At 35.3% G+C, this 22,763-nt stretch carries 20 protein-coding genes and 2 riboswitches; of the genes, 14 read left to right on the top strand and 6 right to left on the bottom strand.

Annotated features, from left to right (window positions below):
* The first annotated feature begins 77 nt into the window (after positions 1-77).
* A riboswitch (SAM riboswitch) is annotated at positions 78-177 on the top strand.
* Positions 178-291: 114 nt separating this feature from the next.
* A complete protein-coding gene (locus J7604_RS22535) occupies positions 292-1,473 on the top strand; it encodes a PLP-dependent transferase (protein ID WP_293901261.1) in 1,182 nt (393 codons plus the stop codon).
* A gap of 2 nt (positions 1,474-1,475) precedes the next feature.
* Positions 1,476-2,276, top strand: a complete 801-nt coding sequence (locus J7604_RS22540) for an alpha/beta hydrolase (RefSeq protein WP_293901263.1) — start codon at positions 1,476-1,478, stop codon at positions 2,274-2,276.
* A gap of 104 nt (positions 2,277-2,380) precedes the next feature.
* Here J7604_RS22540 and J7604_RS22545 read toward each other — a convergent pair whose 3' ends face one another.
* Both J7604_RS22545 and J7604_RS22550 read right to left on the bottom strand, forming a co-directional pair.
* A complete protein-coding gene (locus J7604_RS22545) occupies positions 2,381-2,521 on the bottom strand; it encodes a hypothetical protein (RefSeq protein ID WP_156026795.1) in 141 nt (46 codons plus the stop codon).
* A gap of 63 nt (positions 2,522-2,584) precedes the next feature.
* Entirely contained in the window at positions 2,585-3,979 is a 1,395-nt protein-coding gene (locus J7604_RS22550) for an arginine decarboxylase (protein WP_293901270.1), read from the bottom strand.
* A 138-nt stretch (positions 3,980-4,117) separates the two neighbouring features.
* Here J7604_RS22550 and argS point away from each other — a divergent pair, with 138 nt between their 5' ends.
* From argS to fabG, 4 genes are all read left to right on the top strand, one after another.
* Complete coding sequence (gene argS / locus J7604_RS22555) at positions 4,118-5,908, top strand: arginine--tRNA ligase (RefSeq protein WP_293901273.1); 1,791 nt, start codon at positions 4,118-4,120, stop codon at positions 5,906-5,908.
* A 3-nt stretch (positions 5,909-5,911) separates the two neighbouring features.
* Positions 5,912-6,496 carry a glutathione peroxidase gene (locus J7604_RS22560; protein ID WP_293901276.1) on the top strand — a complete coding sequence of 195 codons (585 nt, stop codon included), beginning with the start codon at positions 5,912-5,914 and terminating at the stop codon, positions 6,494-6,496.
* Complete coding sequence (locus tag J7604_RS22565) at positions 6,496-7,404, top strand: 1,4-dihydroxy-2-naphthoate polyprenyltransferase (RefSeq protein ID WP_293901279.1); 909 nt, start codon at positions 6,496-6,498, stop codon at positions 7,402-7,404. Before J7604_RS22560 ends, J7604_RS22565 begins: the two co-directional genes overlap by 1 nt.
* A gap of 90 nt (positions 7,405-7,494) precedes the next feature.
* The gene (gene fabG, locus J7604_RS22570; protein WP_293901282.1) at positions 7,495-8,241 is read left to right on the top strand and encodes a 3-oxoacyl-ACP reductase FabG; all 747 of its coding nucleotides are present in this window, start codon (positions 7,495-7,497) and stop codon (positions 8,239-8,241) included.
* Between the two features lie 68 nt (positions 8,242-8,309).
* On the opposite strand, the gene J7604_RS22575 is transcribed toward fabG, so the two are convergent.
* The 4 genes from J7604_RS22575 to J7604_RS22590 all read right to left on the bottom strand — a co-directional run bounded on the left by J7604_RS22575 (position 8,310) and on the right by J7604_RS22590 (position 10,869).
* Positions 8,310-8,981 (bottom strand): HPP family protein, encoded by a 672-nt coding sequence (locus J7604_RS22575; protein WP_293901285.1) that lies wholly within the window; start codon positions 8,979-8,981, stop codon positions 8,310-8,312.
* 80 nt (positions 8,982-9,061) lie between these two features.
* Entirely contained in the window at positions 9,062-9,298 is a 237-nt protein-coding gene (locus J7604_RS22580; protein WP_293901288.1) for a hypothetical protein, read from the bottom strand.
* Positions 9,299-9,502: 204 nt separating this feature from the next.
* Positions 9,503-9,611: riboswitch (SAM riboswitch) on the bottom strand.
* A gap of 193 nt (positions 9,612-9,804) precedes the next feature.
* Positions 9,805-10,221 carry a hypothetical protein gene (locus tag J7604_RS22585; RefSeq protein ID WP_293901293.1) on the bottom strand — a complete coding sequence of 139 codons (417 nt, stop codon included), beginning with the start codon at positions 10,219-10,221 and terminating at the stop codon, positions 9,805-9,807.
* 9 nt (positions 10,222-10,230) lie between these two features.
* Positions 10,231-10,869: a GyrI-like domain-containing protein gene (locus tag J7604_RS22590; protein WP_293901296.1), complete on the bottom strand. Its 639-nt coding sequence runs from the start codon at positions 10,867-10,869 to the stop codon at positions 10,231-10,233.
* Between the two features lie 375 nt (positions 10,870-11,244).
* Here J7604_RS22590 and gyrA point away from each other — a divergent pair, with 375 nt between their 5' ends.
* From gyrA to J7604_RS22630, 8 genes are all read left to right on the top strand, one after another.
* Complete coding sequence (gene gyrA / locus J7604_RS22595; RefSeq protein ID WP_293901299.1) at positions 11,245-13,812, top strand: DNA gyrase subunit A; 2,568 nt, start codon at positions 11,245-11,247, stop codon at positions 13,810-13,812.
* Between the two features lie 93 nt (positions 13,813-13,905).
* Positions 13,906-15,009: a hypothetical protein gene (locus J7604_RS22600; protein ID WP_293901302.1), complete on the top strand. Its 1,104-nt coding sequence runs from the start codon at positions 13,906-13,908 to the stop codon at positions 15,007-15,009.
* A gap of 339 nt (positions 15,010-15,348) precedes the next feature.
* Positions 15,349-15,822: a response regulator gene (locus tag J7604_RS22605; protein ID WP_028978242.1), complete on the top strand. Its 474-nt coding sequence runs from the start codon at positions 15,349-15,351 to the stop codon at positions 15,820-15,822.
* 265 nt (positions 15,823-16,087) lie between these two features.
* Positions 16,088-16,558, top strand: coding sequence for a Smr/MutS family protein (locus J7604_RS22610; RefSeq protein ID WP_293901309.1), 471 nt, complete (start codon positions 16,088-16,090; stop codon positions 16,556-16,558).
* Between the two features lie 151 nt (positions 16,559-16,709).
* Positions 16,710-17,786: a winged helix DNA-binding domain-containing protein gene (locus J7604_RS22615; protein WP_293901312.1), complete on the top strand. Its 1,077-nt coding sequence runs from the start codon at positions 16,710-16,712 to the stop codon at positions 17,784-17,786.
* A gap of 41 nt (positions 17,787-17,827) precedes the next feature.
* Positions 17,828-18,058, top strand: a complete 231-nt coding sequence (locus tag J7604_RS22620; RefSeq protein ID WP_293901315.1) for a hypothetical protein — start codon at positions 17,828-17,830, stop codon at positions 18,056-18,058.
* A 108-nt stretch (positions 18,059-18,166) separates the two neighbouring features.
* Positions 18,167-18,514 (top strand): hypothetical protein, encoded by a 348-nt coding sequence (locus J7604_RS22625; RefSeq protein WP_293901318.1) that lies wholly within the window; start codon positions 18,167-18,169, stop codon positions 18,512-18,514.
* Between the two features lie 700 nt (positions 18,515-19,214).
* Positions 19,215-22,727: a nitrate reductase gene (locus J7604_RS22630; RefSeq protein ID WP_293901321.1), complete on the top strand. Its 3,513-nt coding sequence runs from the start codon at positions 19,215-19,217 to the stop codon at positions 22,725-22,727.
* Positions 22,728-22,763 lie beyond the last annotated feature (36 nt).

Below are 22,763 nucleotides of genomic sequence, written 5' to 3' on the forward strand. Positions count from 1 at the left end.
ACTTTTCCTATAGAGTTATTGTATTTTACAAATTTCAAGATACCTTTGTATTAGAATTACATGCGGTTACTGCATTTAATTTATAAAGAATAGGGAAGAGAGCAGGCTCGATGAACCTATAGCAACCTGTTTCATTTCAAGGTGCTAATTCCTGCCCAATAAAGGGAACTATAAATAATTACTACCATGAACAAACGATGTAGAACAACCTCGAATAAGTATTGATAAACCATAAAGGTTTTCAACAATGAATTTTCAACCAAATTTTAACTCATGTAATTCACAAAAGCTATGAAATCCATTCAAATAGATAAGATAACACACAGTCATCTCAATGATGCTGCCGAAGATAATTTACATTTTAATACAACCTGGGATACTTTGAGAAAAATAGAAAAGAAAGTTGCTATTTCTGAATCAGGTATTGAGGCTTTAGCATTCAAATCAATTCGCTCTGCACGATATACACTTATAAAAAACATAGTCGGAGAAAGAAAAAATATTCTGACTTTCCATCTTGGTCAATGGGAAATTGAAGCTTTCAAACGGAACGGAATCAACTTGTTCTTCGCGAAAGATTATTCAGAGATTAATCTTAAAGATATTATCGCATTAAATAATATTGGTGTGATCTATTTGCAAACTATCGATAGTCTGACATTAGCTGTTGAAGATTTATCCCACATTATAGAACAGGCCCATCTGTCGTTGATTCCCGTTATCATTGACAATTCAGCGGGAGGTTTAGGAAAGATATTCAATCCTCTGGAAATAGGAGCTGACTACGTTATCACTTCAGTTAAAAATTATAGTGCATTTAACAATACTGCTATTGGAGCTTTTGTAGTACAAGGGTTGAATAGCTGGCAAAAAAAAGATCTATTTCAAATGCTTATTCAAAAGTCGTTGCTGGAAGAGCTTAAAGAGCAACGTGAAAAAAACATTACTCCTGAATTTCTTATAACTGACATAACAGGTGAGCTTATAGAAAATCAACTTAATATAGAAGAGAATAAATATAAAGAATATTCTTCAGTTGCTTTTCAACTTGCAAAATGGCTTAACCAATTGGAAACAGTGATGGAAGTGAGCTATCCTGGACTTAAATCTTCAATATCAAATTTAAATGCGGAAAGATTTTCTAAAGGCGGATTTGGCAACAGACTTAAATTCAATTTATGGGATGATAAATTTAGCTTTGGTTTATTAAAGGGATTCTTTGTCGCTGGTAAGCCTGATGGACTGGTCATTGAAGTGAATACTACGAACAGAGAGTTTTTAATCGAAATAAAGATTAATAACCTTCAAATAGTCCTGGAATACTTTCAGCAGGTATTTACCCAGCTAAACAATGAAGTAAACTATAGACTGTATTTGTCAAGACAACTAGAGCTCGAACAAGCATTACAAAAGTTTTTGAGTTTTGGAGTACCTATTGCATTGATAAAAGAAAAACTAACTAACCAAGTCTGATCATGAGACTATTCAAAGAAAATAAATCTGTAAAGACAAGTTTATTTCAATTTACTGAAGTAGGCTCTGGAGAGCCAATTTTACTGCTGCATGGGCTGTTCGGAAGGTTGAGCAACTGGCATGATACTGTAAAATATTTCTCTCAAAAATACAGAGTTATAATTCCAGAATTACCAGTATATGAAAAATCGTTACCTAAAGAAGGTCTCGATGGATTAGTTGACTATTTGGATAGCTTTATTCAATCACTTAATCTGGATAAAGTAACACTGGTAGGAAATTCTCTCGGTGGTCACCTGGCTATTCTATATACTGTTAACCATCCTGAAAAAGTTGAAAGACTTGTCCTTGCCGGAAGCTCTGGTTTATATGAAAATAGCCTCGGTGTTACATACCCTAAAAGGGGCAGCTATAAGTATGTGGAAGAAAAAGTCAGAAATATCTTTCACAATGAAAGAGTAGCAACGCCTCAGTTAGTTGACGAGGTATACGAGGTAGTTAATAACGTCAGGAAAACCATTAAAGTAATTAAAATGGCTCGTTCAGCAAATACTAATAATGTAGCGTCTGTGCTTGACAAAATAAATGTACCAGTACTGCTAATTTGGGGGAAACAAGATAAAGTAACACCTTTAGATATTGCATACCGCTTTAAAGATCTAATACCTGGAGATGTAACACTACATGTCATAGATCAATGTGGACATGTGCCTATGATGGAGCATCCTGAAGAATTTAATAATGTGCTTGAAACATTCTTAATACAAACTTCAGATTATGTCTTATCAAGCAAAAGAGCGTGATATATTAAATCCTAATCATCATAAATAAGTTAACGAGACTTTAAAATGATGTTAAAAATGGATTAAAAAAAAGAGCCGTCCATGGCAGGAACGGCTCTTTTACTTTAGATAGAAGCTTCATCTGAAGTAAATTGCTTCGTTTTTTTAACTTTCGTATCTTTTGAATACGTAGCGCAGGTTTCTTCTTTTCTGCATGCAGATAATAAAAGAACTGCAACAAAGAATAAGTATGGTATTTTTCTCATAATCCAACAAGTTTTTTAGCCTAACCATAATTACTAATCTAACCTGATTCCCTCAGGGATTGTTTAGTTCTCGTATCCGAGAATCTTTAGCATTGTATTTTTATCCTGCTCAGGCGCAAATAATGTATCTGTAAAGTTACCATTTTCATCCTTTTGAATTAGGACATGTTTAGGTGCAGGCACAAGGCAGTGCTGAATTCCACCATATCCTCCCAACGATTCCTGATAGGCTCCTGTATGGAAAAAACCTATTATCTGCTTCTTCTGTTCTTGCAGCTTTGGTAAGAATACCATGTTTAGGTGAGCTTCAGAATTATAATAATCCATACTATCGCAAGTAATACCACCAATTTTCACTTTGTCGTATTCCTTGTTCCAGTTATTTACAGCAAGTAAGATAAACTTTTGATTCAATCCCCATACGTCTGGCAGCGTGGTGATAAATGAACTGTCAATCATATACCACTCTTCTTTGTCATTCTGAAGTTTGCTTCCAAGCACTGAATAAAGCACTGCTCCGCTTTCACCTACAGTAAAGCTTCCGAATTCTGTAAAGATATTGGGAACAGGTACCTGATTCTCAGTACAGATTCTTTTGATAGTCTTCACAATTTGGTCTGCCATGTATCCATAATCATAATCAAAGTGAACGGAAGTCTTAATTGGCCAGCCGCCTCCGATATCTATAGAATCCAAATCAGGACATACCTTCCTTAACTCACAGTATTTGTGTACGAACCTGCTTAGTTCACTCCAATAATAAGTAGTATCCTTCATTCCTGTATTAATAAAGAAATGAAGCATTTTAAGCTTAAACTTCGGATTATCTTTTATTTTAGATTCATACAGAGGTAATACATCATTGTATCTAATGCCCAGTCTGCTTGTATAGAACTCAAATTTAGGTTCCTCATCAGCCGCTAATCTCATACCTACAAAACATGGATTGGTCACCAGTTTATCATAAGCATTGATTTCGTCAAGATTGTCCAGAATCGGAATACAGTTTTTGAAACCATCATTAATCAGATCACTGATATATTGCGTGTATTCTGGTCTTTTATATCCATTACAAATTACAAAAGTGTCTTTACTGATTTTGCCTTTTTCAAAGAGAATTTTTACAATGGGAATATCATAAGCACTTGATGTTTCGATATGGATATCATTTTTCAAAGCTTCTTCAAGAACAAACTGGAAGTGCGAAGATTTAGTACAATAACAGTATACATAATTGCCCTGATAGTTATTGTTTGTAATTGCTTCATTGAAGAATTTTTTGGCCTTCTGAATCTGACTGCTGATTTTAGGCAGAAAGGTTAATTTTAACGGAGTACCATATTTATTTACTATGTCCATTAAAGGTACTTCATTGAAATACAAATCATTGTCAACTACTTTAAACTCTTCTGTAGGAAAATAAAATGTCTGTTCAATCAGGTCAATGTATCTGTCCATTATTTGTTCTTAATTGCGGATAGTGCTGTTTAAAATTTGTGCAATATTGCTATAAAATTATAATCTTTGCAACGCCATTGAAGCAAACAAATAAAACTTAATACGGAATTCGTCCAATGGCTGAAAAATAACTTTAAAATGAATTTAGAAAAAAAGATAAAATCAGGAATATCAGAAGCTTTGAAAAGTCAATTCGGTCTGGAAGATCAGACTGAAACAATTCAATTGCAACCGACTAAGAAAGAATTTGAAGGTGCATTAACTTTTGTATCTTTTCCATATACTTCCAAAACCAAAAAGGCCCCGGAGCAGATAGGTGAGACGATAGGTAAGTTTTTGAAAGATAATCTGGAGGAAGTGGCAGATTTCAACGTTGTAAAAGGGTTTTTAAATCTTGTTATTTCTGATAAAACTTGGCTTTCAATATTTTCTAATAGCGTTTTAAGTGAAGACTTTGCCGTTTTACCTTCTAACGGCAAAAGGGTAATGGTAGAATATTCAAGTCCAAATACCAATAAGCCACTTCACCTTGGCCATTTAAGAAATAATTTCCTTGGTTATTCTGTTTCTGAAATCCTTAAAGCCAGCGGATATGATGTTGTGAAGGCCAACCTTATTAATGACAGGGGAATTCACATTTGTAAATCCATGTTGGCTTATCAATTGTGGGGAAATGGAGAAACTCCTCAAAGCTCAGGATTGAAAGGTGATCACCTTGCAGGCAAATATTATGTGCTTTTTGACAAAGAATATAAGAAGGAAATAGATGTGCTTAAAGGTCAGGGAGTAGAAGAAGAAGAGGCAAAGAAGCAGGCTCCTTTAATGAAACAAGCTCAAGAGCTTTTATTAAAATGGGAAGAAGGAGATAAAGAAATCGTAGCTCTATGGGAAAAAATGAATGGTTGGGTGTACGATGGGTTCAATGCAACATACAAAACAATAGGTGTCACTTTTGACAAGTTTTATTATGAATCGAATACCTATCTTTTAGGTAAAAACATAGTAGAAGAAGGGCTTGCGAAAAAGGTGTTCTTTAAAAAGCCTGATGGCTCTGTTTGGGTAGACCTAACTTCAGATGGACTGGATGAGAAACTCTTGTTAAGAGGGGATGGGACATCAGTCTATATAACTCAGGACTTAGGAACCGCAGACCTTAAATTCCAGGAATACAAGGCAGAGAAATCTGTATATGTGGTAGGAAATGAGCAAGATTATCATTTCAATGTTTTGAAACTTATCTTGAAAAAGCTTGGTAAATCTTATGCTGATGGCGTTTACCATCTTTCTTACGGAATGGTTGATCTGCCGAGTGGCAAGATGAAATCAAGAGAAGGAACTGTAGTAGATGCAGATGATTTAGTAAAGGAGATGCTTGAAACTGCAGAGGCAAGAACTAAGGAGCTGGGCAAAATTGAAGGGTTCAGTGAGGAAGATCTTCAAGCATTGTATAAGAAACTTGGATTAGGCGCTTTAAAATACTTCTTGTTAAAAGTAGATCCTAAAAAGCGTATGCTATTCAATCCTGAAGAATCCATCGAGTTCCAAGGCCACACAGGTCCTTTTATTCAATATACATATGCCCGTATTTCTGCTATTTTAAGGAAAGCAAAACAACTGGAAGTAGACTACAACAAGGAAACATTTAGCTCTTTGGGAAATCTTCATCCTTCCGAAAGAGAAGGAATTGTGCTTATGACAAAGTTTCCGGAGAAAATTCAGGAAGCTGCAAGAAATTATGCTCCTTCAGAAATTGCTCAGTACATCTTTGATCTTGCAAAAGCGTATAATCATTTCTATGGAGAGGTTGCTATATTCTCGGAAGAAAATAAAGCTGCATTGAGCTTCAGAATAGCATTTTCTTTCGCTGTAGCCAAAATAATCAATAGAGGGATGCAGTTATTAGGAATAGAAGTACCTGAAAAAATGTAAATTATGAAATTATCAATTAAATTTTCTTTTGTTGTTTTAGCTTTAACATTCATATATGTATTACCTGGATGTGGACAGATAAAGTCTAAACCTCTGGATAGTAAAGATGCATTCTTTTCATTCTATTCCCTTAGAGCTTATACTTTGGAAGGAGATTCAATTGATTTCTCAAAATTCAGAGGGAAAAAAGTTTTGATTGTAAATACAGCATCCAAATGTGGCTATACACATCAGTACGCTGAACTTCAGAAACTGCACGAAACACATGGAGATAAAGTGATAATCCTCGGGTTTCCTTCTAACGATTTCTTTAATCAGGAGCCAGGGAATAGTACCCAAATCAGGGAATTCTGCACAGCAAATTATGGGGTAACTTTTCAAATGATGGAAAAAGTTACTGTGAAAGGAAAAGGACAGCATCCTGTATTTGAGTGGTTATCGGTAGCAGATAAAAATGGCTGGAACGATCAGGCACCCAAATGGAATTTTTGCAAATATTTAATTAACGAAAATGGTGAATTGGTGAAGTTTTTCCCTTCCGGATCTACACCAATGGGTTTTGAAATTACAGAAGCGATCAACAAATAATGAGTTCAGCAAAAGCTTGGGTATCGGCATTCAGGTTAAGGACACTTCCCTTGGCACTTTCCAGTATTATTATGGGAAGTTTTCTTGCTGCGAATGATGGGAGTTTTAAACTTATAATCTGCCTTTTAGCAATTTTAACTACAATATTTCTTCAGATATTGTCAAACCTGGCTAATGATTATGGGGACTCTCAAAATGGTGCTGATAGTGTCTTCAGAAAAGGCCCTCAAAGAGCAGTACAATCAGGGAAAATATCTCCGGAAGCAATGAAAAAAGGCATGTATCTTTTTGGAACTCTCTCATTAGTTACTGGTATTATTCTTTTGGTAAATGCTATTTCATTTTCTGCATTTGGCACATTTGGCTTTTTCCTTATTCTAGGTATCCTTTCAATTGTGGCAGCTATTAAATACACTGCAGGAAAAAATCCTTATGGCTATGCAGGCCTTGGGGACATCTCCGTATTTCTATTCTTTGGGCTTGTTGGTGTTGGAGGTTGTTATTATCTGCATACCCATACATTGGATTATAAAATATTATTGCCAGCTTTTGCTTGTGGCTTTTTTTCTGCAGCAGTATTAAACATCAATAACATCCGTGATATAGAATCCGATAAACTAGCCGGAAAATATTCCATTCCAGTCAGGTTAGGTAAAGGAAAAGCGAAGATCTATCATTGGTTTCTTCTTATCGGAGGTTTTGGCTCAGCATTTACCTATATTCTTTTAAATGAAAATCATTCAATAGGAAAGTGGCTGTTCCTGTTAAGTTTCCCTCTGATATTGATAACCGGAATAAAAGTTACCAAAGAAAATGAATCAGAAAAAATTGATCCTCAGTTAAAACTCATGGCTCTTTCAACATTAGCCTTTGTAATCCTGTTTGGATTAGGCTTATTGTTGTCTTGAAGCTGTTAATAACTAAATTATTTTCCTCTTTCTATTTCCCTTATTTTTTCTGTATTTAAGCTTTCTATTTTATTATAAATTTTTCGGTGTGTGAAGAAGCTAGAAGGCAAAGTTAGTATTATTACCGGAGGAGCTCAGGGAATTGGCAAGAAGACTGTAGAGAGATTTTCATGTGAAGGTTCATCTGTTATTATTTGGGACATTGATATTGAAAAGGGAAATGAAACCCTTAAAGAAATAAAAGCAAATGGAATGGAGGATGTGACTTTTATGGAAGTAGACACCACCCGTTTTGCTCAGGTAGAGGAGGCCGCTCGAAGTGTTTTTGCATCAAGAGGACAAATTGATATTTTGATAAACAATGCCGGTATCACCAGGGACGCTGCATCTCTGAACATGAGCATTGAACAATGGCAACAGGTTATAGACCTGAATCTCACAGGTGTTTTTAACTGTACTAAAGCTATTGCTCCATATATGGTTCAAAAACAATTCGGCCGTATCATTAATACTTCGTCACTAGTAGGTATCTATAGCAATTTTGGGCAAGCAAACTATGCTGCAGCAAAATCAGGATTAGTTGGTATAACCAAAGTATGGGCAAGAGAATTAAGTAGAAATGGTATTACTGTAAATGCAGTTGCACCTGGCTTTATAGAAACCGAATCCTTGAAAAATGTTCCGGAAAAAATCGTAAGAAGTATTAAAGATAAAATACCGGTAGGAAGACTGGGCAAGCCAGAAGACGTTTCAAATGCCTACATATTTTTGGCCTCAGAAGAAAGTTCCTACATAAGTGGATCAGTGCTCACAATAGATGGAGGCTTTGTTTCGTAAAAATGCGGAAAGCTAAAAGTTAACGTAAAACTTGCATTGCAAGTCTTCACTTTTAGCTTTCTGCTTATTTAAACAGTCTCGAACTTTTCCTCAATAACGACTTCCTTTAGCCTTTCACTTTCAACTTTTAACTTTTTGTTTTTAGCTTTCCTCTTTCTGCCTTTATTCACAGGATATTTACGTCCTGAAAGGTTATTAAATACCATCGCAATTGCAAATAGAATAATTACTCCTGTTGCGACAGGAGAGACTACATACCAGTATCCCAAAGCTTTTATTTTAGCAGAGCCTATATTTGCAATAAGGGCTGTTGCGCCTCCCGGAGGATGCAGAGTTTTGGTCATTTGCATAACCATGATGCTTAGTGAAACTGCCAGTGTTGATGCAAACCAAAGTGTGTCAGGTAATAATTGAGCTACAGTTACCCCCACAAGAGCTGAAAGGATATGTCCTCCAAATAAGTTTCTTGGCTGAGATAAAGGGCTGTTTGATACACCGTATAACAATACTGCAGAAGCTCCAAAAGATCCTATTAAAAATAAATGATCCTGAACTTCGAAAATCTGACTATTGATGAGACCAATAAGTCCTATTCCGCAAAACGACCCAAGGAAAGTCCATAAGAGATCACTCTTATGCAACATGGTTTCCCGGTACATGACATATTTGGCAATTCTGTATTTTCGTGAAAGGTTAATGTTAGGGGAATTTTTAAATGGTTTCGATATTTTAAGTTTCATTTTAAGGTTAAACTGTATAAAAACGGAGGGCTGCTTCAATTTATATGAAGCAGCCCTCAAATTTATCTAAAAACCAGGAATTAATTCAGATTCCAGGTGCATTGTTTTAGCGGGGATTGACCAGCCACCGCCAGGTCACATTTATAATTAACCATTTCTGAAATGGTCAGATAAGTTTCGTAAGTCAATCCAGGTGTTTCGTTAAAAGGATACAGATTAACTGAATATACAGGATTGCAAACTTCGTTATTTTGAGAATTAGAAATTCCAGCTGTGAGTGCCAACGTCTTAAAAGTAATAGAAATAGTTTTTGTCATGGCATTAAGGGTTAAATTGTTAAAGAATTGATTTAAACCTGTTACTACAGGAAATTAGCCAAAGCCAACTACGAAAGCTTACAACAACAATAACTGTTGTTATATGCATTAAACGTAATGGCAAAACGAAAGTTTACTGAAGAACCTTGTCCTTTAGTCGCTTTTTCTTTTGAATCTCTAAATTGGGCTGTATTCATAAGTGTCAATTTATATGTGTTCCGAAAATCGAAACTAGGATTTAGCACCTTACATTTTTGGTGGCAGGTTGCTAGAAGTTCTCAGAGCCTATTCTCTCCCTTCTTCTTTATAAATCAACTACACACGGTAGGTGATCGCATTACAAATATATGCTGCTGGAAATTTTGTTCCAAATAGTTTAACAAAAATAAATTAACCGGTGAATTTATTAAAAAATAATATCCTCAGTCCGGCTTTGAATACCAAACTGAGGATCAGGCAAATTGTTATGAGAAATTTTAATGATGAATCAATTAACTAAGTCAATATCAAAGCTTTTCTATGAATTCAAATAATTCGTTTTTAAAGCTTTTCATTTCTTTGTAAAAGCCATCAACTTTTTCGGTAAGGTCGCGATGTCTTTCCCTGTATGCTTCGTCATAGTCTTTGGGACGGTTTTGCATAATTCCAGCCAAATACATTTCATGGGCCTGGGTTTGCATGAAAAGATGTTCCAGCCAGTCGTTATGCATTTTACTCAGAATTTTTTCATAATCTCTCAACTCCTCCTTGTCATCTTCTGATTTAACTTTCAGAAGTTGTTTATTGATAAGATTTTTAAAAAAACGTATCTCATCCTTCCACAAGTCCATTTCGCTCAGCCATTCGCTAGTCTGCTGATGTAAGACCTCAAGACTTCCTTCAAGAAGGTAAGTGGTTTTGGGTGATTCCAGTAATTGTGTCATAACCAACTATTATATTATTTGAGATATTTTAATTTCTGATACAGGAAATCTTAAAATTGTAACTAACTGATTTGACTTTAAGTCTTCCGGATTTTCAAAATATATTTCATGGTATTTACCAATGAATTCCAGATTATTACTTTTTGCAAAGGCTCGGACCTTTTCCAGAGATTTTTTTCCTTCTGTTCTGCCTCCTTTAAATGATGTCTGCAAACTTAAGCCCTCAGAAAGGTGACTTAGTGTAATAGACTGGGTAAAAGACCATCCCGGGTTCTCTTCCAAAACCATTTTCTGTGACAAGCTCAAGATATCTTCATTGATTAAGGTCGGCTCATTGATCATGATTGCCCATTTCCAAATGGCATCCATATTAAAATCAAATGGTCTGTCATCTTTCCACCACAAAACCTCAATAGGAGTGACTCCATTAGTGCAAATGTTAACCATTGGAGTTTTGGCAGATAAAATTCTTTTAGCATATTCATCAACTTTGAATAGTGTCAATGCTGCCTGCAAAAAATGCATATCAAATTCAGCCGGCCCTTCTCCATAAAGAGTGAAATAATTAAAATCAGGTACATCAACTAGTCTAACTTCCTCTATAGAAGGATCATACAAATGCTTATCCTGATCAATCAAAGTCTCCATATTATTATATTTTGCATTAACCTTAACCGAGGTAAATTTTGTTCTCCAGAAATACCAGGTCAATCCTTACTACATATATAAAAAGCACAAACCAAAAGGTATTTGTTCCATTTAAGTTTGGAGTAGTCTAGCCTTCAGGAAAATCAAATTGAGGATTTTAGAAGACAAATACCTTGTAATTTACTAATAAACAATAGTTTGCATCTATTTACTTAAAGTTCTAATTGTATACTGGTTTCATTATCAAAAAAACAGGAATATAAGGGCCTGAATGTGTATAAATAAAAGCCAAATTTAGGATGCCAAATTGTGGCCATTCACTAAAAATACTTATCTTGCTACATTAAAAAATCCTAATTTCCATTTATAATATCTATGGCTGAAGGCGAAAACATTATTCCTATTAACATTGAAGATGAGATGAGAGGAGCTTACATCGATTATTCGATGTCGGTTATCATTTCGAGGGCATTACCAGACGTAAGAGACGGATTAAAACCTGTACACAGAAGGGTACTTTTCGGGATGTCAGAATTAGGTGTTAACTGGAACAAACCTTACAAAAAATCGGCGAGAATTGTTGGTGAGGTCCTTGGTAAATACCACCCTCATGGTGATGCATCAGTATATGATTCTATGGTTCGTATGGCACAACCATGGTCTTTGAGGTATATGATGGTCGACGGACAAGGAAACTTCGGATCTATAGACGGTGATTCTCCTGCAGCAATGAGGTATACTGAGGCAAGGTTCAAAAGAATTGCCGAAGAAATGCTTTCAGATATCAATAAAAATACCGTTGATTTTCAGCCAAACTTTGACGATTCTCTTGAAGAACCAACAGTTCTTCCGTCAAAAGTACCCAATCTACTGATCAATGGGACCTCTGGAATTGCCGTAGGTATGGCTACGAATATGGCTCCTCACAATCTTCGTGAAGTGGTTGATGGAGTTTGTGCTTATATTGACAATAATGACATCACTGTAGAAGGTTTGATGGAATTCATAAAAGCACCTGATTTTCCTACAGGAGGAACTATTTATGGATATCAAGGCGTAAAATCAGCATTTGAAACAGGCCGAGGAAGAATTGTAGTTCGGGCTAATGCTACCTTCGAAAATACACCGACCGGTAGAGATATGATTGTGGTCCACGATATTCCATATATGGTGAACAAAGCCTCTATGGTTGAAAAGACGGCACAATTGATCAATGAAAAGAAAATCGAAGGAATTTCTGATATCAGAGACGAATCAGATAGAGAAGGACTTCGCATAGTCTATGAATTGAAAAAAGATGCTATCCCAAGTATCGTTTTAAATAACCTATACAAATACACTCAGCTTCAGTCATCTTTCGGAGTAAACAACGTTGCCCTTGTAAATGGCAGGCCAATGACTGTAAATCTGAAAGACATGATCAGGCACTTTGTGGATCATCGTCATGAAGTGATAGTCAGAAGAACGAAGTTTGAGCTGGAGGAAGCTGAAAAACGTGCACATATATTACAAGGATATCTGATTGCTCTGGATCACCTTGATGAAGTGATCAAGTTGATCAGAAATTCGAGAGATCCTGAAGAAGCCAAAAAAGGCTTGATGGAAAACTTCGGAATGTCAGAGATTCAGGCAAAGGCCGTTCTTGAATTAAGACTTCAGCGTTTAACAGGCATGGAGCGTGACAAAATCGTTAAAGAATACGAAGAAGTTATGGCTTTGATTGCAAGGTTAAATGAAATACTTAACAGTGTTGAGATCAGAATGCAAATCATCAAAGATGAGTCTCTTGAAATGAAAGAGCGTTATGGTGATGAAAGAAGAACTCAAATCGTACATTCTGCAGATGATATTGACATAGAAGATATTATCGCTGATGATGAAATGGTTATTACTATTTCACACGAAGGCTATATCAAGCGTACTCCATTAACAGAGTATCGTTCACAGTCAAGAGGTGGTGTAGGATCTAGAGGAGCAGTATCCAAAGAAGATGATTTTACAGAACATCTTTTCATTGCAACGATGCATAATTACCTCCTGATTTTCACGGATTCAGGAAAAGTTTTCTGGCAAAAAGTTTATGGAATACCTGAAGGAAGCAAAACTTCTAAAGGAAGACCTATTCAGAACCTGATTAATGTAGAAAAAGAAGATAAAGTAAGAGCTATTATTAATGTAAAGACATTAGAGAATGTTGACTACATCAATAATAACTTTATCATAATGGTGACGGAAAATGGAACAATCAAGAAAACTTCGCTTGAGGCCTTCTCTCGTCCAAGATCTAATGGTATTCAAGCAATTACAATTAATGAAGGAGACAAACTTCTAAATGTAAGGCTAACGAATGGAAATAATGAAATCGTTATCGCTCTTAAATCTGGAAGAGCAATAAGGTTTAATGAAGAGCATGTGCGTCCTATGGGTAGAAATGCTGCCGGAGTTAGAGGTGTCACTTTAGCTGATGATGATGACAGAGTAATCGGGATGGTTTGTCTGAGTTGTTCAGATAATAATTTGCTTGTTGTGTCAGAAAAAGGATACGGTAAGCGTTCTGATATTGATGACTACAGAGTAACAAACAGAGGTGGAAAAGGAGTTAAGACCCTTAATATCACTGAAAAAACCGGTAAACTAGTAGCTATCATGGATGTTTCGGACAAAGATGAATTGATGATCATCAATAAATCTGGAATTACTATAAGAATGCCGGTTTCAGATCTACGAGTTGTTGGAAGAGCAACACAAGGAGTTAGACTTATAAAACTTAGCGAAACCGATGAAATCGCATCTATAGCTAAGATTGAAAATTTGGCAACAGAGGAAAATCTATCTGAATCAACTGAAACAACATCAGAAATTCCGGACATTGAAGCACAGCTTCCAAATCCTGAAGCTCCTGAAGAGACTCAGTCTGAAGAGGAAGAAAATGATAATGAATAAAAATTAAAATGCCGGAATTACATTTCGGCATTTTTTTATAAGTATCACTTAAACAGTTTTTTAACTACTTAATTCTAAAGAATTGATTTAACTATGAAAAGAATCTTATTTAGTATTATATTTTCTGGCTACTGCCTAATTGGGGTGGCCCAGAACTCTGCTGTTACCAATGCAATCCTTTATCATAAAGATGGCGATTTGATAAAAGCCAAACAGGAAATTGACGAAGCCAGTCAACACGAAAAAACAAAAGCCAATGCAAAAACCTGGTATTATAAAGGGTTGATATATCAGGACATAGCAATGAACCAAAAGGCGGAAGTAAAGGCTGCTGCACCTGAGGCGCTTCAAACGTCTTATGAATCCTATAATAAAGCAGTTGAGTTAGAACCTTCCAAAGGAGAATATTCCAAAATGTCTTCAGCAAAATTGCAGGAAATATGGGGGTTATTTATTAATAAGGGATTTTCTGAATATGAAGCTAGTAACTATAAACAGGCTATCTCAAGTTTTGAAATTGCCCAAAAAATCAAACCTGCCGATACTCTTGCTTATATTAATGCCATTTATGCTGCAGAGCAAATACACGACATGAATGTCATTAAAAACAGCGTGGTTAAACTTAATTCTCTGAATTACAAAAGCCCTGTTCTTTATTATTATCAGATAACAATTGAAAACGAAATAGAAAAAAGCCCTGAAAAGGCTCTTGCTACTGCTAAAAAAGGGCTTGTTGATTTTCCTAATAATAAAACCATTCTAGAACTTCAAAAAAATCTTTATTTACAAACAGGTAAAGATTCAGAAGCAGCTGCTTCTATTGAAAATTTGGTTAAGAATAACCCTAATGATATAAATCTTCTTAATCAGCTAGCTGTATTATATGGCAAAACTGACACAGACAAAGCTTTGCAGACCTATGCAAAAGTATTAGCCATTGATCAAAATGATCTGATTGCCAATTTTAACACTGCTGTTATCTATTATAATACCGGAAAGGAGAAGCACCAGAAACTCGGTACTCTTAGCGTAGGAGCTTATCAGAAAGAGGGAAAAGCCCTTGAAACTGAAATTGATGAGTTATTCAAAAAATCTTTGGATCATGCACAAAAAGCTATTGCTAAAGCAGAAGATCCGAGCGATAAGCAACAACTTGATGTGCTAATCAAAGAATTAAATAAGTCAATTAAAAAATAAGTGCTAATTTATATAACTTAATTATTAATACCTGAAAGGTGACTTTCAGGTATTTTTTTTGGATTTCGACAAATATGTTTATCCCGATTTATTTGGTAACAATCTGAAGTTCAATTGTATTTTTTCAGTAATTAATTTACCTTACTGCGTGAAAATAGAATAAAAGCAGGATTATTAGTTAAAGTTCTTTTTTTAGTCATATTTAATCTTCATTAAAAACAAATTAAAACTTGTTAATTTTGAATCTTATCCATTAATTTTACTTCTTTATCGAATTTCCCTATGTAACTATACTTTAGTTTATTTCGTAAAAATACATTGAAACCTTCCTATACCGTTATGCAAAAAATTGATCAGGTAATTATTGTAGGCAAAAACAGCGACTTCACTAGCCGCATAAAGTCTTCCATTGAATCCTCTGGCATGGCTGACCAAGTTAAAATGGCCCTTAATGGAGGACATGCATTCCTATTTCTTGACCATCTTCATTTAGGCAGAAAGTTAAAAGAATCTAAAGTATTGGTATTACTTGACATGGACACCCCAATAGTGGATGGATGGGATTTTCTAAAAGATTATGCTCATGCATCAAGACTTGAAAAGGAAAATGTGATCATAGTTATATTGAACGAGCATCTTTCTAACGAAGAAAAAAGCAGAGCAAGTAAAATGGGAGCCAACTATTTCTTGTTTTCTTCATTCACTATTAATGCTCTTACATATATTGTACAGAAACATTTCTTTAATAGTACAGTCAGAAAAATCAGGAATTGTTACGAAACATTCAGACCATTGAGATTAGGTGCTGCTTAATTCTATATAAATTCGGAATTATCATCTGATTATTTTTTAAACTTCAACTTGTCAATCAGATGTACCAAAGCACATTATCCCATCGGATTTACCGATTCTTGTTATTTCTAATTTTGAATTAATTAAATAAATTATCTTATGTTGGAAAGTAAGACAATTTATCATTTTTAGGGGACTAAATTAATTCAAAAAATCATACTTCAGCTCTTGATAATGCAAATGGAAATTCTATTTTTGACATTCTTAAAAATAGATTTTTATAGCTATGAGCGAAATTAAACCTGGAGACTTTGTAAAAATCAATGGTCAGGATACCGTGGTGGAAGTCCTTTCTGTCAAAGGCAACGACCTTGAAGTTGCTATGGGTATTATGAAAATGACTGTTAAGAAAAATAAAGTCACCTTTTCACAACCACCTCCTGAATCCATCAAATCTTCCCATGAATATTCGGGAAATGTTAAAATTGACACCAAAGAAAAGTTATTACACTTTCAATTTGAACTTGATGTCAGAGGAAAGGCCAAAGAAGATGTAATTACTTTGTTGACAAACTGGGTTGATGATGCTCTTCTTTTGGGTTTACCCGAAGCTCGCATTGTACACGGAAGAGGCAGCGGAGTATTGAAAGATACAGTAAGGTCATTTCTACGAAAATATAAAGAAGTGGAAAGCGCAACAGATGAAGCCCGTGAAAAGGGAGGGGACCATGTAACGCTTGTAAAATTTAAAGCATAAAGGGAACATTCAAATTAAAATATCATAGCATCAGATTCTGTTATCGTATGAATCTGATGCTTTTTTTATTCCTACTGACACACTGTTGTCAGTCATCCTCTTTTTATTTGTATTGATAAGTTGCTACTTGAAAATAATTACATCAAAAATCATGACACCTTCTGAAATTTTAAACTATAGACTTATCAACCATGGGCTGGTGAATAGTAGAAATACATCTTGCGAGGAAGTTGTGCGAAAATCAGGTGTCATTCAGTCTCAGGATTTTCCAGCATCTAAATTGGCAATTGGAATACGTTTGCCCAATTCTTTCGAATCCGATATCATTAGGAGTATTAATGATGGATCCATTATAAGGACTTCCGCATTGAGAGGTACTTTGCACCTTGTTTCTTCAAAAGATATTAAGTGGATACTTGACCTGGCGGGCCCTGCGGTAATTACTAAAATGAAGAAACAGTATAACAGTGTGGGCTTAGAAGAAAAGATATTTTCAAAAGCTTTTAAAATATTTTCCAAAGAGCTTGATGGTAAATATCTGACAAGACAAGAGCTCTATGCATTGCTTATGAAAAACGGAATATCTCCTGAAGAAAACAGAGGTGTATACCTGATTAACCGTGCATCGCTTCAGAATGTCATTTGCCAGGGGCCGATGAAAGATGATAAAGAAATAACCTTTACACTACTTGATTCCTGGGCACCTAAATCCCCAATCCTTGAGCGAAAAGATGCTTTACATGAATTGGCAAAAAGATATTTTCAAAGCCATGGTCCAGCGACATTTGCTGATTTTGTAAACTGGTCAGGTTTATCGAATGCGGATGCAAAAAAAGCATTTGAATCTATCCAATCCGAGATAAATAAGGTATCCTTGAATCAATCTGAATATGGGTATTATGATAATATAAAAGTTGGACCTATGCCTAATAAGGTATATCTGCTTCCTGCATTTGACGAATACATTTTGGGATATAAAAACAGGGAGTTATTTCTGGATAAAGAATATAGTAAAAACGTTATTACTGTAAATGGTCTATTTTACCCAACAATAATTGTAAAAGGCAAAGTAATAGGGACGTGGAAAAGGAGTATATCCAAAGGTAAAGTAAACATTGAAATTCAGCCCTTTGAGTTATCAAATAAAATAAAGCATTCAGCAATAAAAGAAGAACTTAAAAGCCTTGAGAGTTTTCTGGATATGCCAATCGTCCTGAAAACCTTATAAACAGCAATAATCAATGATCCATGAAGTCGGAATTTAATATTATGAGAGAGCAATTTAAGAACGTATTAGTTTTCAAAACAGACAAGAAAGTTTTAACCTATCAGGAAATGGTTCAAGAAGCATTAATGGATTATAAAGACATAATAAAGTGGAATGTTGATATGGATGATCAAGATAAAGTGCTGAGAATAGAATGTGATTCACTTTCGGCAGAAGAGATTATTCTTAAAATGAAGCAGGCTGAGTTCTTTTGTGAGGAACTGAAAGATTAAAGCTGGAAACTCTGATTTGATGAAATCCGGAAAATCACCTATAGATTCAGTTCTTTTCTGTAATTTAAGATTTAATTTTCATTACAACCAATACCTCTATACAATTGTATGAAAGGGATTCTTAAAATACTTGTTATTCTCCTTCAATTTTCCTTCTCATCTATTAAAAATTCCAAGCCCGAAATATTTGTCTTCATTTCAGAAGATGTCTTTCAGCTTTCAGACGGAAGGCTTATTGTAAGTGGACAAATTAAAAGCGGGAATATAAATAAGAATGAAAGACTTATTGTAAAAGTTGATAACAGTGATAAACTCGTGATCATTCAACAAATGGAAGTTTTTGGAAAACCTAACGGAACAGAAACTGGCGTTAAAGGTGATTTTGTTGCATTTACTATTTCTGATATTGCCAAAGATAAAATTGGAAAAGGAACTGTCTTTTTGAAAAAAATATAGATTTGTTAATCTATAAAATCAATTTGCCAGGAAATGAAATTTTGATTGAATATTAATTAATATTTTAAAGTAAATTCAAAATGTACGTCCATTATGGCACCCAATAATGTCCGAAAAAGACATTTGTGTTTATACTCATAGTAAAAATGGGGCAATGTTTAAATCAGATTATAGGTACCGCTTAACTACATTCATCGTAGAAGGATTAAAGCCCATAATTCTGACTTTTTAAGTAAACCTCTATTGTTTTAAAGCAACCTAAGAGTAAGTTAGCTCCCTTTATATTAAGATAACTTATTTTTTAAGCTAAAAATCTTGTAAACCAGCTCTCGATTCTGTTTTTCATGAACAATCTCAAGTTCAAGATCTAACCATTGCTTCAAATTGACCTTAAAATTCAATTTTTATCTATCCAGAAGCCAATTTCCGAACATATCTATTAGAATAATTCAATAAAAGCTATTTTTTAGTCTACTTATTTTTAATCTAAAAAAATAAGTAGTTTTACTTACTTTTTAATTCGTTTTTCACTATGTTTGATTTGTGAGGCATTAAAAGCTAAAATGATATAAAAAACTTAAAAATAGGTTGAAATTTTAGGTGTAAAATCTATATTTAACTATTTTTTCATATCAAAGTAGTAGGTATAATGCCTTAAATATAAAATAAGCTGAGTTTTGTAATTTAAAATTGTAATACTATGTCATCAAACCATAAAGAAAGTTTAAAATCTACTTGCTCATATTGCGGAGTTGGTTGTGGTATCATAGTAGAAAAAGATAAAAAGGGTAAGATCAATGTAAAAGGGAATCCAGATCACCCCGGAAGCAAGGGAATGCTTTGCTCCAAAGGAATGAATCTTCACTATACAGTAAACGATAAAAGTGACAGGTTGCAGTATCCTATGATGCGCTATAGCAGGGGAGATCAAATGCAAAGAGTTTCGTGGGACAGTGCATTGGATAGAGCAGCAGCTGTATTCAAAAATTTTATCGAAAAATATGGCCCGGATTCAGTAGGACTCTATGCCTCAGGTCAGATGCTGACAGAAGAGTATTATGTTGCGAATAAACTGGTAAAAGGATTTTGGGGAACCAACAATATAGACACAAACTCCAGATTATGCATGAGTTCAGCAGTTGCCGGATATAAACTTGCACTTGGCGAAGATTCCGTACCAGTGAGCTATGATGACATTGAACTGGCTGATACATTTTTGATAACAGGTGCCAATCCTGCCTGGTGCCATCCGATCATTTTTAGAAGACTAGAAGCTCACAAAGCTCAAAATCCCAACACCAAAATTATAGTGGTAGATCCCAGGAAGACACAAACAGCTTCCGTGGCTGATATTCACCTGCAAATCAATCCGGGAACTGACATCGTCTTGTATAATGCAATAGGAAGAGGACTTATCGAAAGAGAAAGAATTGATGTTGATTTTATCATAAACCACACTGACGGATTTGAAGCTTACAAAGAGCAGGTAATGAAACGCACGCTTAAAGAAGCTGCTAACATATGCGGAGTAAGATTAGATGACATTCGTTGGGCTATAGAGTATATTGGGAGAGCTGAAGGTTTTATTACAATGTGGGCTATGGGCTTAAATCAAAGCGTAGTTGGGGTAAATAAGAATTTAAGCTTATTAAACTTAAGCCTAATCACTGGCCAAATCGGAAAACCAGGTTCAGGTCCTTTCTCGCTTACAGGACAACCAAATGCTATGGGAGGTCGTGAAGTTGGAGGATTAAGCAATCTATTATCAGCTCACAGAGACATGAAAAATCCGGAACATAGAAAAGAAATTGCGGACTTCTGGGGAGTGCCTTCTGTTCCTGATAAGCCGGGACTTTCTGCAACAGAAATGTTTGAGGCATTAAAAAGTGGGAAGATGAAAGCCATCTGGATTATGTGTACAAATCCACTGGTAAGTCTTCCGAATTCGAATATCGTTGAAGAAGGTTTAAAAAATGCAAAATTTGTAGTAGTTCAGGATGTCTTTAATACATCTGACACTGCAAAATTTGCAGACCTTGTTCTTCCTGCAGCAGGCTGGACTGAAAAATCAGGCACTATGACTAATTCAGATCGCAGAATAAGCTATCTTAATAAAATCACCGAAGCTCCAGGTGAAGCCATCCCAGACTCTGAAATCCTTATAAGACTGGCAAAGAAAATGGGATATGGAGATTCATTCAATTATAGCGGCCCAGCTGATATCTATTCTGAACATTGCAAATTAACCAAGGGTACCAATATTGATATCAGTGGACTTAGCCATGAAAGGCTAAAAGAAAAAGGGTCTATGCAATGGCCCGTTCCTTCGCCGAATTCAGAAGGAACTCCGAGGTTATTCACTGATAAACAGTTTTACACTCCTAACAAAAGAGCTAAAATTCATGCTGTGCCAGATGATAATAACTCGGAAGCGGTCTCTTCTGAGTTCCCGCTAATCCTTACTACTGGAAGAATTCGTGATCAATGGCATACTATGACCAAAACTGGGAAGGTCAATAAGCTCAAGAAACATATAGATAGCCCTTTTGTAGAGATTCACCCGCTTGATGCTGAAATAAGAGGTATTAAAAATGGAGATCCAGTATTGATTAACAACGACAGGGGAAGTGTTAGAGTTAATGCTAAGATAACTCAAGATATAAAATCTGGTGTGGTATTTCTTCCAATGCATTGGGGGCGTATCCTGAACAGAAGCTTTGCCAGAGCTAATAACCTAACAGGATCATTGATAGACCCTATCTCAAAAGAACCTGATTTTAAATTTTCTGCAGTAGAAGCAGTTAAGTACCAAAAGCCAAAACAGAAAATTATAGTAATAGGAGCAGGTGCAGGTGCTTGCAAGTTTGTAAGTTATTATAGGGAAATAAATACCACAGACGAAATTCATGTTTTCAGTAAAGAGATATTTCCTTTTTATAACAGAGTAATGCTTCCGGACTATATCAGTGGAGCCATGCCATGGCACAAACTTGTAAAGCTTACATGTGAGGAGAGTGAAGGGCTTGGAATTAAATTACACCAGGGTAATGGCATTACATCTATTGATAAGGAAAATAAAACTGTCACTGATGAGAAGGGGGAAGTTCATAGTTATGATGTCCTTATACTCGGAATGGGAAGCAGACCCTTTCTTCCAAAGGATATTGACCTGAGCTTTGAAGGTATATTTTCTATGAGAACTCGTCACGATGCTGACAAACTTAAAGAATATACATCTCCAGGCGACCATGTTGTAATTGTCGGAGCTGGTTTGCTAGGCCTTGAATTATCAGCTTCTTTAAGAGATATTGGTATTGAAGTGACAGTATTACAACGTTCATCAAGATTAATGGATAGACAACTGGATGAAACTGCAAGTATATTGCTACATGAGGAAGTTACAGACAGGGGAGTAGAAATACTTTATAATGATCAGGTTAAGTACTTTACAGGAAGAGAAAAACTTACAGGAATAAAGTTGGTAAGTGGACGTACACTAGAATGTAAAGCTGTTGTATTTGCTATCGGAACAACTCCAAACATTGAAATTCCTAAACAGGCAGGCTTGGAATCTAAGAGAGGGGTTGTTGTAAATGAATACCTACAGACTAGTGATCCGAATATTTTTGCAATGGGAGAACTGGCAGAATTTAATAGTAACCTCTATGGAATTACAGCAGCTGCAGAAGAACAGGCTGAAGTAATTGCCAGGTATCTCAATGGAGATATGTTGAGCTATTACAAAGGAACTCTTTCAATGAATATATTAAAAATGGAAGGGTTGTCACTTTGCTCATTAGGTCTGTCCGAAGTGCCATACGACAGGAAAGATGAATATGAAGAAATAACCTTTCTGGATCAGGCTCAGAGATATTACAAAAAATGTATCGTCCATGAAGACAAACTTGTAGGAGCTATTTTACTTGGAGATAAATCAGAGTTTCTGGAATTTAAAGAGCTTATTCAAAATCAAACTGAATTATCTGATAAAAGAACGGAATTGCTTAGAGGAAAAGGAGGAGGAGCTGAACCAGTTCTAGGTAAACTTGTTTGTTCTTGCAATAATGTCGGAGAAGGTAATATTGAAGCTGCAATTAAAAAAGGCTGTAAAGACTTTTCTGATTTATGTAAAACCACCGGTGCGGGCATGGGATGTGGCAGTTGCAAGCCTGAGGTAAAGGCAATCCTCGAAGGTTCGCTTGTGAAAGCTTAAAATTTTTAGTTATTCATTAATAAATAAAAAAGCTAC

The sequence above is a fragment of the Sporocytophaga sp. genome, assembly GCF_017745095.1.
In the GTDB taxonomy this organism is placed as follows: Bacteria; Bacteroidota; Bacteroidia; order Cytophagales; family Cytophagaceae; genus Sporocytophaga.